The following is a 15,124-nucleotide window of genomic DNA, read 5'->3' as shown; positions in this document are numbered from 1 at the left end:
ACTTTTTTATTCAAATCGATCACTTAATAAAAATTGTAAAACCGCATCCATTCTCAAATGAGGAATGCTCTCCCCTTGTTCTAAAGGCTGAGGTTCAAAACTATCAAAATCAAAGTGCGGTTGTTTTTGCCAAAATTCTGTTTTTGGTAATTTACTCGGCACCGTTCCTGGATAAATCGTAATCGGTTGTTTATCAATAGAACGAATCCCTTGAATTGCTTTAATTTCTTTTCCTTGCTGATTCACAATCACTTGCTTTGTGGTACGAACAGCTGCAATAGCGGTATATTCTGTATCGATTCCTTCAAATTCTACATGGCGACCGCCCTCTTGCACAATTTGGCGCATTAAACTCACTAAATTAGGAATTTGATCACGAGTAATATGATCCGCCTTTGTCGCAACAAACATTAATCGATCAATTTGCGGAGAAAACAAACGATGAAGAAAATTTCTGCTGCCATAATGGAAATTATTAAATAACTGATTTAAGCCCATTTGCATATCTAAAAAGGCTTGCTGACTGTGATTTAAAGGCGTTAAACAATCCGCCAAAATAACTTGACGATCAAAGGTAGAAAAATAATTTTCGTAAAAACCTTTCACAATTTTATTGCGATAATAATTATAACGTTTTGTCAGCACGGCAAAATAGCTATTCGATTTGGCTGTTTTTTTCAAGGTTTGCCAATGTTCTTCCGAAAGATGAATCAATGGGAAAAATTGCAATACTGGCGCGCCCTCTAAATCACTCGGCAATACAAATCGCCCAGGCTGAATAAATTGCATGCCTTGCACTTTGCATTGATGTAAATAATCCGTATAACTTTTCGCTATCTTGGCTAAAACATCTTCATTTGCGACCGCACTTAAATCCAAATCCTGCAACATAGCGAGCCAATTCTCCGCCAATTCTTCACGAATGCCTGTTATTACCTTAATTTGCTCTTGTGACCATTGTTGAAAATCTAGATTTAATAACGGCAAATCGAGTAGCCATTCCCCTGGATAATCAAAAATATCCAGATAAAGCGTGCCTCGTTCTTTCAAATGGCGTAGCAAGCCAGATTGGCGTTGAAAACGAATTGCTAAACGCGTTTCACTCACGCCACGAGTAGACTGAAACCATTGAGGCGGATTTTGTGACAAATCATTTAAATTACTTTCATAATCAAAACGTGGCACGCTGAGATCTTGTTGGGATACTCGTTTGACTGCCAAGATCGCACCATTTCTAGCTGCTTCAAACAAGGGCAAATTCTGTGATGAATGTTGATTAATGGAGAGAAGTTGATTGATTAAACTTGTAATAAACGCCGTTTTTCCACTCCGACTTAACCCCGTCACCGCTAAACGCAAAGTGCGGTCAAAACCACGATTAATAATTTGATTGATTTCCTTTTGAACCCGATTAAACATTCAATATCCTAGCCATTTTTACTAATATGCCTTACAATTTGACACATAATTTATCACAATGCATTTGTTATGTTACGTCTAAATCTGAGATTTTTATCTTTTCTGCTCTGTATAATCCAAAGTGTAGAATTACAGGCTGCGCCAAGTGTTCCAACATTTTTAACTGAAAATGGCTTAACTTATTGCACCCACGCTTCAGGTTTTTCATTTAATCCGCAAACAGCAGATGCAGGAACCAGTATGAATGTGGTCACGGAACAAATTTATAACAAATTATTTGATATAAAAAATCACAGTGCAACATTAACACCAATGCTGGCACAATCTTATTCCATTTCAGCTGATGGTAAAGAAATTTTATTAAATTTACGTCACGGCGTAAAATTTCACCAAACCCCTTGGTTTACCCCAACACGTGATTTTAACGCTGAAGACGTAGTATTTTCGATTAATCGTGTATTAGGGCATAATACTTATTTACCAACCTTAGCAGAGACGAATGTTACCTATAGTAATCCACAATATAGAGTGTTTCACGAACAAGCAAGAAAAGTGCGTTTTCCTTATTTTGATAGCATTAAACTTAACGAAAAAATCAAATCTGTGACCGCACTTTCGCCTTATCAAGTAAAAATTGAATTATTTGCACCAGATTCCTCCATCTTGTCGCATCTTGCCAGCCAGTATGCCATTATTTTTTCACAAGAATATGCCTATCAATTAAGCGCAGATGACAACCTTGCTCAATTAGATACCCACCCAGTAGGCACAGGGCCTTATCAAGTAAAAGATTATGTATATAACCAATATGTTCGCTTAGTGCGTAACGAAAACTATTGGAAAAAAGAAGCCAAGATAGAACATATTATTGTGGATCTTTCTACTGATCGCAGCGGACGTTTAGTCAAATTTTTCAATAATGAATGTCAAATCGCCTCTTATCCTGAAGTAAGCCAAATTGGCTTATTAAAAAATGATGACAAACATTATTATATGCAATCTACTGATGGTATGAATTTAGCCTATTTAGCGTTTAATTTTGATAAGCCATTAATGCGAGATCACGAAATCCGTGCCGCTATTTCACAAAGTTTGAACCGCGCACGTATTATTCACAACATCTATCACAATACTGCGACAGTGGCGAATAACATTATTCCTGAAGTATCTTGGGCTTCAAGTGTCAATACGCCAGAATTTGAGTTTGATTACAATCCCAAAATCGCCAAAAATAAATTAGCAGATAAAAACCTTTTGTTAAATTTATGGGTAATTAATGAAGAACAAGTCTATAATCCTGCACCTTTTAAAATAGCTGAAATGATAAAATGGGATTTAGCTCAAGCGGGTGTGAAAGTTAAAGTGCGTGCCGTAACTCGTCCATTTTTAACTGCACAATTACGCAATCAATCGGAAAATTATGATTTGATTCTATCTGGTTGGTTAGCTGGTAATCTTGATCCTGATGGTTTTATGCGTCCAATTTTAAGCTGTGGAACAAAAAATGAACTCACTAATTTATCTAATTGGTGTAATGAAGAATTTGATCAATTTATGGATCGCGCCATTACCACCTCACATTTAAGTTCACGCGCAAAAGCCTATAATGAAGCCCAAGAACTCGTTTTACGTGAATTACCCATTATTCCTATTGCCAATGTAAAACGAATTTTAGTCGCAAATAGTCGTGTGAAAGGAGTAAAAATGACGCCTTTTGGTAGCTTAGATTTTTCCACCTTATATTTTATTCAGGAGAAACACTAATGTTATGGTCGGTTCTTCGCCATATTCTGTGGGTGGCATTATTATTACTCGTATTATCGCTATTAGGCTTTGTCATTTTATTGCGCGATCCTCTTAATGCGAATCTTGTTACACAAAACATTTATATCGGCTATTTCCATTATTTAGGCACCTTGTTACAAGGTGATTTTGGCATTACCTATAACGGTGGAAAATCATTAATGAACCTTATTCTTACGGTTCTTCCTCCCACATTGGAACTTTGTTTCATTACATTGTTTTTGGCATTTATTTTTGGTTTGCCACTTGGCATTATAAGTGCGGTCAATTCTGAACAAGTTTTTGCAAAAAGTTTACAAATCCTATCTTATGTAGGGCTATCTATTCCAATATTTTGGTTAGCCCCCATTTTACTGTATGTTGCCGCGCTCTCACATTGGGAAATTGCCGCTATTGGACAATATAATTTGCTTTACGAAATTAAACCCATTACGGGATTTCCTGTTATTGATATGTGGTTTCTGGAAGTGCCTTATCGTACAAAAATCGTACAAAATATATTGCAACATTTAGCCTTACCAACATTGGTATTGTGTATTTTGCCAACAATGGAAATTATCCGCATTATTCATCAACGAGCAGAATATATTTTGAATCAAAATTTTTCTAAAGTAGCGACAACACGGGGTTGGTCAAAATGGAAAATTCTCCATCAATATGTATTCCGTAATACTTTTCCCCTGCTTGTTCCACAAGTACCACGTGTATTCACATTAGTATTAACGCAATGTATGTTGGTAGAAACGGCTTTAGGTTGGCCTGGCATTGGTCGTTGGTTAATTAATGCCGTAAATGAACAAGATTACAACAGCATTGCCGCAGGTGTAATTGTTATTGGTGTATGTATTATTTTGATTGATACATTCACTAAAATATTCACTTTTATACTCGATCCATTTAAAAAGAAAGGTTGGTATGCAAGATAAAGAACCTGATGAATTCCGCGAAAGCACCTCAATCTTTCAAATTTGGTTACGCTTTCGTCAAAATACCATCGCACTTTTTAGCTTTTATTTATTAATCGCATTAATTTTTACCGCACTTTTTGCTAGTTATCTTGCACCTTATGCTGATAATCGACAATTTATTGGGCAAGAATTAATGCCTCCTTCTTGGGTAGATAGAGGAAAAATTGCTTTTTTCTTTGGTACTGATGATTTAGGTCGCGACATATTAAGTCGTTTAATTATGGGTACTCGTTATACCTTAGGTTCTGCTTTACTGGTTGTCTTTTCAGTGGCAATAATAGGCGGCGCACTAGGAATTATTGCAGGACTACTGAAAGGTATTAAAGCTCGTTTTGTCGGGCATATTTTTGATGCTTTTTTATCGTTACCTATTCTATTAATTGCCGTTGTTATTTCAACATTAATGGAACCAAGTTTATGGAATGCAATGTTTGCTACGCTATTAGCGATTTTGCCTTATTTTATTCACACTATCTATCGCGCTATTCAAAAAGAATTAGAAAAGGATTATGTTGTAATGCTAAAACTTGAAGGCATTTCCAATCAAGCCTTATTAAAAAGCACTATTTTACCGAATATTACTGTTATTTATATTCAAGAAGTGGCTCATGCTTTTGTTATAGCCGTGTTGGATATTAGCGCGTTAAGTTTTATTTCTCTTGGTGCACAACGACCTACACCAGAATGGGGGGCAATGATAAAAGACTCTTTGGAACTACTTTATCTTGCACCTTGGACAGTACTTTTACCCGGTTTCGCTATTATTTTTACTATTTTATTAAGTATTATTTTCAGTAATGGCTTAACTAAAGCCATCAATCAACATCAAGAATAGCCTATGGCACTTTTAGACATTTGTAACCTCAATATTGAAATTCAAACCTCCAATGGACGTATAAAAATTGTAGATGGCGTCAATCTTTCCCTTAACGAAGGGGAAATCAGTGGATTAGTTGGCGAATCAGGCTCAGGAAAAAGCTTAATCGCTAAAGTCATTTGTAATGCAATCAAAGAAAATTGGATTATTACTGCCGATCGCTTTCGTTTTCACGATGTCGAATTACTTAAACTCAGTCCTAATAAACGCCGAAAGTTAGTGGGTAAAGAAATATCCATGATTTTCCAAAATCCCTTATCTTGCCTTGATCCAAGTCGAAAAATAGGGAAACAACTCATCCAAAATATTCCTAATTGGACATTTAAAAATAAATGGTGGAAATGGTTTGGGTGGAAAAAAAGACGTGCTATTGAATTGTTACATCGCGTAGGAATTAAAGATCATCGTGATATTATGGCAAGCTATCCTAACGAACTGACAGAAGGCGAAGGACAAAAAGTTATGATCGCAATGGCTGTCGCTAATCAGCCACGTTTATTAATCGCAGATGAACCAACAAATGCATTAGAATCAACCACTGCCCTACAAGTTTTTCGTTTACTTTCCAGTATGAACCAAAATCAGGGAACAACAATTTTACTTACGAGTAACGATATTAAAAGTATTAGTGAATGGTGCGATCAAATTTCAGTGCTTTATTGTGGGCAAAATACCGAATCTGCCCCGACTGAAATATTAATCGAAAGTCCCCATCATCCTTATACCCAAGCCTTAATTAATGCAGTACCCGATTTTACTCAACCTTTGGGGTTTAAAACTAAATTGGGTACGTTAGAAGGCACCGCGCCTATTTTAGAGCAAATGCCAATTGGCTGTCGTCTTGGCCCAAGATGCCCTTTTGCACAAAAAAAATGTATGGAAAAACCAAGACGATTGAAAATAAAACAACACGAATTTTCTTGTCATTATCCTATTAATTTACGAGAAAAAAATTTCAAAGAAAAAACAACCGCCACCCCTTTTATACTTAATTGCAAAGGAAATGAATAATGCCCTTATTACAAGTGGAAGATTTAACTAAAACTTTTAAAGGTCACGCCAGTTTATTTGGTCGAAATCAATTCAATGCAGTGGATAAAGTGAGTTTTACCCTTGAACGTAAACAAACACTTGCAATCATTGGCAATAATGGCTCTGGTAAATCAACCCTAGTGAAAATGATAGCAGGCATTATTCCGCCAACTTCTGGTCGAATTTTATTTAATGATCGAGAATTACAATATCAGGATGCCCAATCTAGAGCTAAACATATTCGTATGGTTTTCCAAGATGTCAATTCTGCATTTAACCCACGTTTAAATATTGGACAAATATTAGACGAACCATTAAGCCTAGCGACAGATTGGACAGAAACACAACGTAATGAAAAAATCTTTGAGACCCTCTCTCTTGTTGGGCTGTATCCTGATTACACAAATCTCAATATTAAGCATCTTTCTATTAGCCAAAAACAGCGTGTCGCTTTGGCACGTGCGCTGATTTTAGAACCTGAAATAATTATTATAGATGATGCAATTGGTAATTTAGATGTCTCGGTGCGCATTCAATTACTAAATTTAACCCTTGATCTGCAGCAACGTTTAGGTATTTCTTATATTTATGTAGGGCAAGATCTCGGTGTAATTAAACATATTGCAGATACGATTATCGTAATGGATGAAGGAAAAATGATTGAATATGGCAGCCCTCAAAATCTTTTTACTGATCCACAAACTGATGTTACTCGTCGCTTAGTCGAAAGCTATTTTGGCAAAATTTTAGATGAAACCGCTTGGGTAAAAGACAAAAACGCTCACTAAGGAAAGAAAAAATGAACACTCGTCCCTTTTATTTCGGACTTATATTTATCGCGATTATCGCTGTACTTGCTAACTATTTAGGAAGCACCGACTTTTCCCATCATTATCATATCAGTGCCTTAATTATTGCCATCTTACTGGGAATGGCAATCGGCAATACCATTTACCCGCAATTTTCAACACAAGTAGAAAAAGGCGTATTATTTGCCAAAGGCACGCTTCTTCGCACTGGCATTGTGCTGTATGGTTTTCGCCTCACTTTTGGCGATATTGCCGATGTTGGCTTAAATGCTGTTGTCACTGATGCCATTATGCTAATTTCAACCTTTTTTCTTACCGCACTTTTGGGCATTCGTTATCTAAAAATGGATAAACAATTGGTTTATCTCACTGGGGCAGGATGTAGTATTTGTGGTGCGGCAGCGGTTATGGCGGCAGAGCCTGTTACCAAAGCAGAATCTCATAAAGTTTCAGTGGCGATTGCCGTAGTGGTCATTTTCGGGACGCTTTCTATTTTTACTTATCCATTTTTCTACACTTGGTCACAACATTTAATTAACGCTCATCAATTCGGTATTTATGTTGGTTCTAGCGTGCATGAAGTGGCTCAAGTTTACGCTATCGGGGGAAATATAGATCCTATCGTGGCGAATACCGCCGTCATTACCAAAATGCTCCGAGTGATGATGCTTGCACCATTTTTATTAATGCTTTCTTGGTTATTAACACGTAGTGATGGGGTATCAGAAAATACGTCACACAAAATTACAATTCCTTGGTTTGCTGTACTTTTTATTGGCGTTGCCATTTTTAATTCTTTTGATTTATTACCAAAAGAACTCGTGAAATTATTCGTTGAAATCGATTCTTTCTTATTAATTTCAGCGATGGCTGCACTTGGATTAACGACACAAGCAAGCTCAATCAAGAAAGCAGGACTAAAACCTCTGATTTTAGGGATGCTGATTTATTTATGGCTAGTGATTGGTGGATTTTTAGTGAACTATGGAATATCAAAATTAATATAAAATTCACTTAACATTGACCGCACTTTTAAAGTACGGTCTTTTTTTATGAAGAATATTTTCAGATATGGTTATTTAAAAGATGAAATTACGCTTTATTTGAAAGGACGATTTAATAAACCATCCTCTAAAAATAAAGGGCCAATTGGGCGTTTAGGAATATCAAACTTTTGTGGATAAATCACATCCACCAAATACAATCCATCGGGTTTTGCTGTTGGTGCGGCAAGCTGACGATTTTTCTGCTCAAGTAGCCATTGCATCCATTCAATCGGCTGATTTCCAGCACCGACCTCAATCAAACTTCCCACAATATTGCGCACCATATGATGCACAAAAGCGTTCGCCTGAATATCAACAATAATATATTTTCCGATACGAGACACATTCAAATGATGCACATTACGCCAAGGCGTATGAGACTGACATTGCGCCGCACGGAAAGAGGAAAAATCCTGTTCGCCAAGTAAACATTGCCCTGCCTGATGCATTTTTTCCGCATCTAAATCTAAATGACAATGGGTTATTCCTCCCGCTAAAATCGCAGAGCGTAATTTATTACAATAAAGAATATAGCGGTAACGGCGTGCTGTTGCGGAAAATCTGGCGTGAAATTCATCATCGACTTGTTTTGCCCAAGCCACCGCAATGTCATCAGGTAAATGAGCATTCGTACCAAAAGCCCAAGCCTTCTCTGGACGAACCGCATTGGTTTCAAAATGAACAACCTGCCCCGTTCCACTTACGCCAGAATCCGTTCGCCCCGCACAAAATATGTCAATTTTTTCATTAGCAATGTGAGAAAGTGCCTTTTCTAATTCTTCTTGTACACTGCGGACTTTTTCTTGTCTCTGCCAACCATAATAATTTTGCCCGTTATACTCAATGCCTAATGCAATTTTCATTTTTTACCTTTTGGCTTAATAAAGTGCGGTTATGGTAGCCCAAGTTTATTTGGAGCGCAAATTCACAAAATCACTCCAGAATTAATTAACAAATAAGTGATAGCTTCTAAAAATTACAACAATTAATGTGAAATTTTTGTGATAAAGATCTCATTCTGATAATCTGCCATTAGAGTTTACACTCCAGATTCCCTATAATTAATCAACGTATTATGAAAAACTAAAAGGAAAATTATGAAAACATTAAGTGAATTTATCGTTGAACGCCAAGCAGAATACCCAAATGCAAAGGGGGAATTGAGTGGTATTTTGTCGTCAATTCGTCTTTTAGCGAAAATTATTCATCGAGATATTAACAAAGCAGGTTTAACAAATATTCTCGGTCAATCTGGTATTGAAAATGTACAAGGCGAAAGTCAAATGAAACTCGATTTATTCGCCCATAACACGATGAAAGCGGCATTAATGGCTCGTGAAGAAGTGGCTGGGTTTGCCTCTGAAGAAGAAGAAAGTTTTATCGCATTTGATACGGAACGTGGACGTAATGCAAAATATATTATTTTAACGGATCCCCTTGATGGTTCTTCAAATATTGATGTAAACGTATCTGTAGGAACAATTTTCTCCATTTACCGTCGCATATCTCCAATTGGAACGCCTGTAACCTTAGAAGATTTCTTACAACCTGGGAATAAACAAGTTGCCGCAGGTTATATTGTTTATGGTTCATCAACTATGTTGGTATATACCACAGGTAACGGAGTCAATGGTTTTACTTATGATCCATCAATCGGTACATTCTGTCTTTCCCACGAAAATATGCAAATGCCAAAAACGGGGCGTATTTATTCCATCAACGAAGGACAATACCTCAAATTCCCACAAGGTGTGAAAAAATATATTAAATATTGCCAAGAAGAAGACAAAGCGACCAATCGCCCTTACGCCTCTCGCTATATTGGTTCACTTGTAGCAGACTTCCACCGAAACTTATTAAAAGGCGGCATTTATATTTACCCAAGTGCAACCAACTATCCAAATGGAAAACTCCGTTTATTATATGAAGGCAATCCTATTGCATTTTTAGCGGAGCAAGCTGGTGGTGTCGCAACGGATGGTTATCGTCGAATTTTAGATATCGAACCAACCGCACTTCATGAACGTGCTCCATTATTTGTGGGTTCAGAAGATATGGTAAAAAAAGCGCAAGAAATGATGGAAGAATTTAAAGAAGAATAATAAAAATCTCCTCGATTAAAAGGGGAGATTTTTATCAATAAAAAGCATAGCCCAACTTTTCAGCCAACGCATAACAACGCATAACAAAGCGTCCCTTTCCCAGCACCACTAGGACCATCAACAGTAATAATCATTCCCATACAAATTATCCTTTCATTCTCAAAATTTTGCGCATTATAGTGAGAATTTGGTAATCCTGCTAATGTTAATATGGCATTAAACAATCTTTATCATATTCCATATTCTTCTATTAATACTATAACTAAACACAAATAGTAATAAAAATGTAAAAAATGAAAATAAAATGTTAAATTTTATGAGATATTGATCACATTTTCTTAAAATAGGTATATGCTTTTGCATATAAATCCATAAAATAACCACATCTTTTAATCTAACTCTGAGGATATTTTATGCTGTCTTTTATTCTAAGTATTTTTCCTATCGTTTTACTGATTTATCTTATGGTAAAAAGAAACGCGCTACCTTCTTATGTTGCCTTACCTTGGATTGCGACATTAGTTATGGGTGTTCATCTTTTACACTTTAATACAGATATTGTCACTATTAGTGCAAATGTTGTTTCTGCAATTATTGCGGTACAAACACCTATTACAGTAATTTTTGGTGCGATTCTCTTTAACCGTTTCTCTGAAATTTCAGGCGCAACAAATATTATGCGAAAATGGCTAGGAAATATTAATCCAAATCCCGTTGCACAATTAATGATTATTGGTTGGGCGTTTGCTTTTATGATCGAGGGAGCAAGTGGTTTTGGTACACCAGCGGCAATTGCTGCACCTATTTTAGTGGGATTAGGTTTTCATCCATTAAAAGTGGCGATGTTGGCACTTATTATGAACTCAGTTCCCGTATCCTTTGGTGCGGTAGGTACACCAACTTGGTTTGGTTTTGGTGCTTTAAAATTATCAGAAGATATGATTTTAGAAATTGGGTCTATTACAGCATTTATACACTCCATTGCTGCACTTATTATCCCATTATTAGCACTTCGTATCTTAGTAAATTGGGATGATATTCGTAAAAACATCGTATTTATCTATATTAGCGTACTGGGTTGCGTAGTACCTTATTTCTTGATTGCTCAAGTCAATTACGAATTTCCATCACTCGTTGGGGGGGCAATCGGCTTATTTATTTCTGTATGGGCTGCTAATCGCAATATTGGTTTAGCAAAAGTAACAAATACCCTTGATAATAATGCGGTAAGTGCAGGAGAAGTAGTTAAAGCATTATTTCCGACAGGTTTACTTATTGCATTTTTAATTGTGACTCGTATTCATCAATTACCATTCAAAGCAATGATGAATGACGCAACTATTTGGTTCTCAACCACATTAGGTTCGTTAGGATTATTTGAAATTAGCAAAGGTTTAATCTTTAGCTTAAAAAATATTTTTGGCTCAAATGTTTCATCAAGCTATAAACTTCTTTACGTACCCGCATTGATTCCATTTGTCATTACAGTACTAATTGCGATTCCTTTCTTTAAAATTTCCAGTTCAAATGTTAAACAGATTTTTGTATCAAGTTTACAACAATCTAAAAATCCATTTATTGCCTTAATTGGTGCCTTAGTGATGGTAAACCTAATGTTAGTGGGTGGCGAACATTCTATGGTAAAAATTATAGGTAGAACTTTTGCTGAAATTTCTGGTAGTAACTGGACTATTTTCTCCTCTTTCTTAGGCGCGATTGGATCCTTTTTCTCAGGTTCAAATACCGTATCCAACCTAACATTTGGTAGTGTTCAACTTTCTACCGCAGAAACAACAGGCATTTCTGTCGCACTTGTTCTTGCTTTACAATCTGTTGGTGGGGCAATGGGGAATATGGTATGTATAAATAACATTGTAGCGGTAAGTTCAGTGTTAAATATTTCAAACCAAGAAGGCACAATTATTAAGAAAACCATTATACCTATGATCATTTACGGTATCATTGCCGCACTTGGCGCGCTGTTCTTAGTACCTTTATTTTATAATCTATAAAATTTACGCCAAAAATGACCGCACTTTTGCGGTCATTTCCTATTTTAAAGTGCGGTTGATTTTGCGAATGAATTTGTCCATTTTGCAAAAACCAAACTTTCTTTTTCTCTATCTTCTAAACGTATTTTCTCTCTAAAAATTAATTTTTTTATTATTTTTTAGGTATTTTCATTAAATTTATTAAATCATTCCTTGAGATCCCTCTTAATAAAATGGATAATCATAATATTTCTCAAAAATAAATAGGAACTATAATGAAGAAAGCTATAAAATTAAATTTAATTACACTTGGCCTAATTAATACGATCGGTATGACGATTACACAAGCTCAAGCCGAAGAAACATTAGGACAAATTGATGTAGTGGAAAAAGTTATATCAAACGATAAAAAACCTTTCACTGAAGCCAAAGCCAAAAGTACACGTGAAAATGTCTTTAAGGAAACACAAACCATTGACCAAGTGATTCGAAGTATCCCTGGTGCATTTACTCAACAAGATAAAGGCTCGGGTGTCGTTTCTGTGAATATTCGTGGCGAAAATGGATTAGGTCGTGTCAATACTATGGTTGATGGTGTAACACAGACCTTCTATTCTACAGCCTTAGACTCAGGTCAATCAGGCGGAAGTTCTCAATTTGGTGCGGCAATCGATCCTAATTTTATTGCAGGTGTAGATGTTAATAAAAGCAACTTTTCAGGAGCAAGCGGTATAAATGCGTTAGCAGGCAGTGCTAATTTTAGAACATTAGGCGTTAATGATGTTATTACCGATGACAAACCATTTGGCATTATTCTGAAAGGAATGACAGGGAGTAATGCCACTAAATCCAATTTTATGACAATGGCTGCTGGCAGAAAATGGCTTGATAATGGTGGCTATGTAGGCGTGGTGTATGGTTATAGCCAACGTGAAGTATCTCAAGATTACCGTATCGGTGGCGGAGAACGATTAGCATCATTAGGGCAGGATATTCTCGCGAAAGAAAAAGAAGCTTATTTTCGTAATGCGGGTTATATTTTAAATCCTGAAGGGCAATGGACACCTGATTTAAGCAAAAAACATTGGTCTTGTAACAAACCAGATTATCAGAAAAATGGTGATTGTAGTTATTATCGTATTGGATCTGCTGCAAAGACTAGAAGAGAAATTCTACAAGAATTATTAACAAATGGAAAAAAACCTAAGGATATTGAAAAGCTCCAAAAAGGTAATGATGGAATTGAAGAAACTGACAAATCATTTGAACGTAATAAAGATCAATATAGTGTTGCACCGATTGAGCCGGGTAGTTTGCAATCTCGTTCTCGTAGCCATTTATTAAAATTTGAATATGGCGATGATCACCAAAATTTAGGGGCGCAATTACGCACGTTGGATAATAAAATTGGTTCTCGCAAAATTGAAAACCGTAATTACCAAGTCAATTATAACTTCAATAATAACAGCTATCTTGATCTTAATTTAATGGCTGCACATAACATTGGTAAAACCATTTATCCTAAGGGTGGATTTTTTGCTGGCTGGCAAGTGGCAGACAAACTTATTACCAAAAATGTCGCAAATATTGTTGATATAAATAACAGCCATACTTTCTTGTTGCCAAAAGAAATTGATTTAAAAACCACATTAGGTTTTAACTATTTTACCAATGAATACAGTAAAAACCGTTTTCCAGAAGAATTAAGTTTGTTTTATAACGATGCTTCACACGATCAAGGTAACTACAGCCATTTAGGACGATTTAAAGGTACCCGAAGTTTACTACCCCAACGTTCAGTGATTTTACAACCTTCTGGCAAGCAAAAATTTAAAACGGTCTATTTTGATACCGCACTTTCTAAAGGCATTTATCATTTAAATTACAGCGTGAATTTTACCCATTATGCCTTTAATGGTGAGTATGTTGGATATGAAAATGGAGCGGAACCGATTTTGCATAAATCAGGTCATAAAAAGGCATTCAATCATTCTGCTACATTAAGTGCAGAACTAAGCGATTATTTTATGCCATTTTTCACTTATTCACGCACACACAGAATGCCGAATATTCAAGAGATGTTTTTCTCTCAAGTGTCTGATGTAGGGGTAAACACGGCATTAAAACCTGAACAATCTGACACCTATCAATTAGGCTTTAATACTTATAAAAAAGGTCTATTCACTCAAGACGATGTGCTAGGCATCAAATTAGTGGGTTATCGTAGCTTTATTAAAAACTATATCCATAATGTTTACGGTGTTTGGTGGAGAAATGGCGTTGTACCTACGTGGGCAAGCAGTAATGGTTTTCGCTTTAATATCGCACATCAAAATTATCAACCTATCGTGAAAAAAAGCGGTGCTGAGTTAGAGCTTAATTATGATATGGGACGTTTTTTTGCGAATGTCTCTTACGCTTATCAACGTACTAATCAGCCAACCAATTATGCCGATGCCAGCCCACGTCCGAATAATGCTTCAAAAGAAGATATTTTGAAACAAGGTTATGGCTTATCTCGTGTTTCAATGCTACCAAAAGACTACGGCAGATTAGAGCTTGGTACACGTTGGTTTGATAAAAAATTAACTTTGGGTATGGCAGCTCGTTATTATGGAAAAAGTAAACGTGCGACAATTGAAGAAGAATATATCAATGGCTCTCGCTATGAAAAATATACTTTAGGTCAAAGAACTTACTATGCCGTGAAAAAAACAGAAGAGATTAAAAAACAACCGATTATTTTAGATTTACACGTCAGCTATGAACCAATCAAAGATTTGATTATTAAAGCGGAAGTACAAAATCTATTAGATAAACGTTATGTTGATCCATTAGATGCTGGAAATGACGCGGCTTCGCAACGTTATTATTCAAGTTTAAATAATTCTATCGAATGTGCGGCAGATCCTTCTGCTTGTAGCGGTGGTTCAGATAAAACCGTGCTTTATAACTTTGCACGTGGAAGAACTTATATTCTGAGTTTAAACTATAAATTCTAATAGGTTCATATAAAAAGGCATAGCTAATAAGCTATGCCTTTAATTTTAGAATTTATTATCTTATTAAAAGATTAT

Annotated in this window: 11 protein-coding genes; 9 read left to right on the top strand and 2 right to left on the bottom strand. The window is 36.0% G+C overall.

What is annotated here, in order from left to right; translation table 11 throughout:
* Positions 1-6: 6 nt before the first annotated feature.
* A complete protein-coding gene (locus tag DV356_RS02645) occupies positions 7-1,419 on the bottom strand; it encodes a YcjX family GTP-binding protein (protein WP_112119127.1) in 1,413 nt (470 codons plus the stop codon).
* A 69-nt stretch (positions 1,420-1,488) separates the two neighbouring features.
* Between DV356_RS02645 and DV356_RS02640 the strand changes: the two genes are divergently transcribed.
* From DV356_RS02640 to DV356_RS02615, 6 genes are read left to right on the top strand one after another with little or no spacing between them, the layout of a single operon-like run.
* Positions 1,489-3,183, top strand: a complete 1,695-nt coding sequence (locus tag DV356_RS02640) for an ABC transporter substrate-binding protein (RefSeq protein WP_116945166.1) — start codon at positions 1,489-1,491, stop codon at positions 3,181-3,183.
* Positions 3,183-4,148, top strand: a complete 966-nt coding sequence (locus tag DV356_RS02635) for an ABC transporter permease (protein WP_006996469.1) — start codon at positions 3,183-3,185, stop codon at positions 4,146-4,148. The genes DV356_RS02640 and DV356_RS02635 overlap by 1 nt, the downstream gene beginning before the upstream one ends.
* Positions 4,138-5,025: an ABC transporter permease subunit gene (locus DV356_RS02630; RefSeq protein ID WP_005689227.1), complete on the top strand. Its 888-nt coding sequence runs from the start codon at positions 4,138-4,140 to the stop codon at positions 5,023-5,025. The genes DV356_RS02635 and DV356_RS02630 overlap by 11 nt, the downstream gene beginning before the upstream one ends.
* 3 nt (positions 5,026-5,028) lie before the next feature.
* Complete coding sequence (locus DV356_RS02625; RefSeq protein ID WP_005693649.1) at positions 5,029-6,078, top strand: peptide ABC transporter ATP-binding protein; 1,050 nt, start codon at positions 5,029-5,031, stop codon at positions 6,076-6,078.
* The gene (locus DV356_RS02620) at positions 6,078-6,887 is read left to right on the top strand and encodes a peptide ABC transporter ATP-binding protein (RefSeq protein WP_118806483.1); all 810 of its coding nucleotides are present in this window, start codon (positions 6,078-6,080) and stop codon (positions 6,885-6,887) included. Before DV356_RS02625 ends, DV356_RS02620 begins: the two co-directional genes overlap by 1 nt.
* Positions 6,888-6,898: 11 nt before the next feature.
* On the top strand, positions 6,899-7,915 hold the full coding sequence (locus DV356_RS02615; protein ID WP_118806482.1) for a YeiH family protein: 1,017 nt from the start codon (positions 6,899-6,901) through the stop codon (positions 7,913-7,915).
* Positions 7,916-8,007: 92 nt separating this feature from the next.
* Here the strand turns inward: DV356_RS02615 and truA are convergent, their stop codons facing one another.
* Positions 8,008-8,817, bottom strand: coding sequence for a tRNA pseudouridine(38-40) synthase TruA (gene truA / locus DV356_RS02610; RefSeq protein WP_105872281.1), 810 nt, complete (start codon positions 8,815-8,817; stop codon positions 8,008-8,010).
* Between the two features lie 234 nt (positions 8,818-9,051).
* Between truA and fbp the strand changes: the two genes are divergently transcribed.
* The 3 genes from fbp to DV356_RS02595 all read left to right on the top strand — a co-directional run bounded on the left by fbp (position 9,052) and on the right by DV356_RS02595 (position 15,049).
* Positions 9,052-10,056 (top strand): class 1 fructose-bisphosphatase, encoded by a 1,005-nt coding sequence (fbp, locus tag DV356_RS02605; protein WP_118806481.1) that lies wholly within the window; start codon positions 9,052-9,054, stop codon positions 10,054-10,056.
* A 413-nt stretch (positions 10,057-10,469) separates the two neighbouring features.
* Positions 10,470-12,068 carry a lactate permease LctP family transporter gene (locus DV356_RS02600; protein ID WP_118806480.1) on the top strand — a complete coding sequence of 533 codons (1,599 nt, stop codon included), beginning with the start codon at positions 10,470-10,472 and terminating at the stop codon, positions 12,066-12,068.
* A 254-nt stretch (positions 12,069-12,322) separates the two neighbouring features.
* Positions 12,323-15,049 carry a TonB-dependent receptor domain-containing protein gene (locus tag DV356_RS02595; RefSeq protein ID WP_118806479.1) on the top strand — a complete coding sequence of 909 codons (2,727 nt, stop codon included), beginning with the start codon at positions 12,323-12,325 and terminating at the stop codon, positions 15,047-15,049.
* The last annotated feature ends 75 nt before the right edge of the window (positions 15,050-15,124 follow it).

This window comes from Haemophilus influenzae, assembly GCF_003494325.1.
In the GTDB taxonomy this organism is placed as follows: domain Bacteria; phylum Pseudomonadota; class Gammaproteobacteria; order Enterobacterales; family Pasteurellaceae; genus Haemophilus; species Haemophilus influenzae_I.
The sequence above is the reverse complement of the archived record's forward strand: the minus strand, read 5'-3'. Positions and strand labels throughout refer to the sequence as shown.

Coding starts and splice junctions, on each gene's coding strand:
- DV356_RS02645 (WP_112119127.1), bottom strand. CDS start 1,419: ATGTTTAATCGGGTTCAAAAGGAAATCAATCAAATTATTAATCGTGGT.
- DV356_RS02640 (WP_116945166.1), top strand. CDS start 1,489: ATGTTACGTCTAAATCTGAGATTTTTATCTTTTCTGCTCTGTATAATC.
- DV356_RS02635 (WP_006996469.1), top strand. CDS start 3,183: ATGTTATGGTCGGTTCTTCGCCATATTCTGTGGGTGGCATTATTATTA.
- DV356_RS02630 (WP_005689227.1), top strand. CDS start 4,138: ATGCAAGATAAAGAACCTGATGAATTCCGCGAAAGCACCTCAATCTTT.
- DV356_RS02625 (WP_005693649.1), top strand. CDS start 5,029: ATGGCACTTTTAGACATTTGTAACCTCAATATTGAAATTCAAACCTCC.
- DV356_RS02620 (WP_118806483.1), top strand. CDS start 6,078: ATGCCCTTATTACAAGTGGAAGATTTAACTAAAACTTTTAAAGGTCAC.
- DV356_RS02615 (WP_118806482.1), top strand. CDS start 6,899: ATGAACACTCGTCCCTTTTATTTCGGACTTATATTTATCGCGATTATC.
- truA (WP_105872281.1), bottom strand. CDS start 8,817: ATGAAAATTGCATTAGGCATTGAGTATAACGGGCAAAATTATTATGGT.
- fbp (WP_118806481.1), top strand. CDS start 9,052: ATGAAAACATTAAGTGAATTTATCGTTGAACGCCAAGCAGAATACCCA.
- DV356_RS02600 (WP_118806480.1), top strand. CDS start 10,470: ATGCTGTCTTTTATTCTAAGTATTTTTCCTATCGTTTTACTGATTTAT.
- DV356_RS02595 (WP_118806479.1), top strand. CDS start 12,323: ATGAAGAAAGCTATAAAATTAAATTTAATTACACTTGGCCTAATTAAT.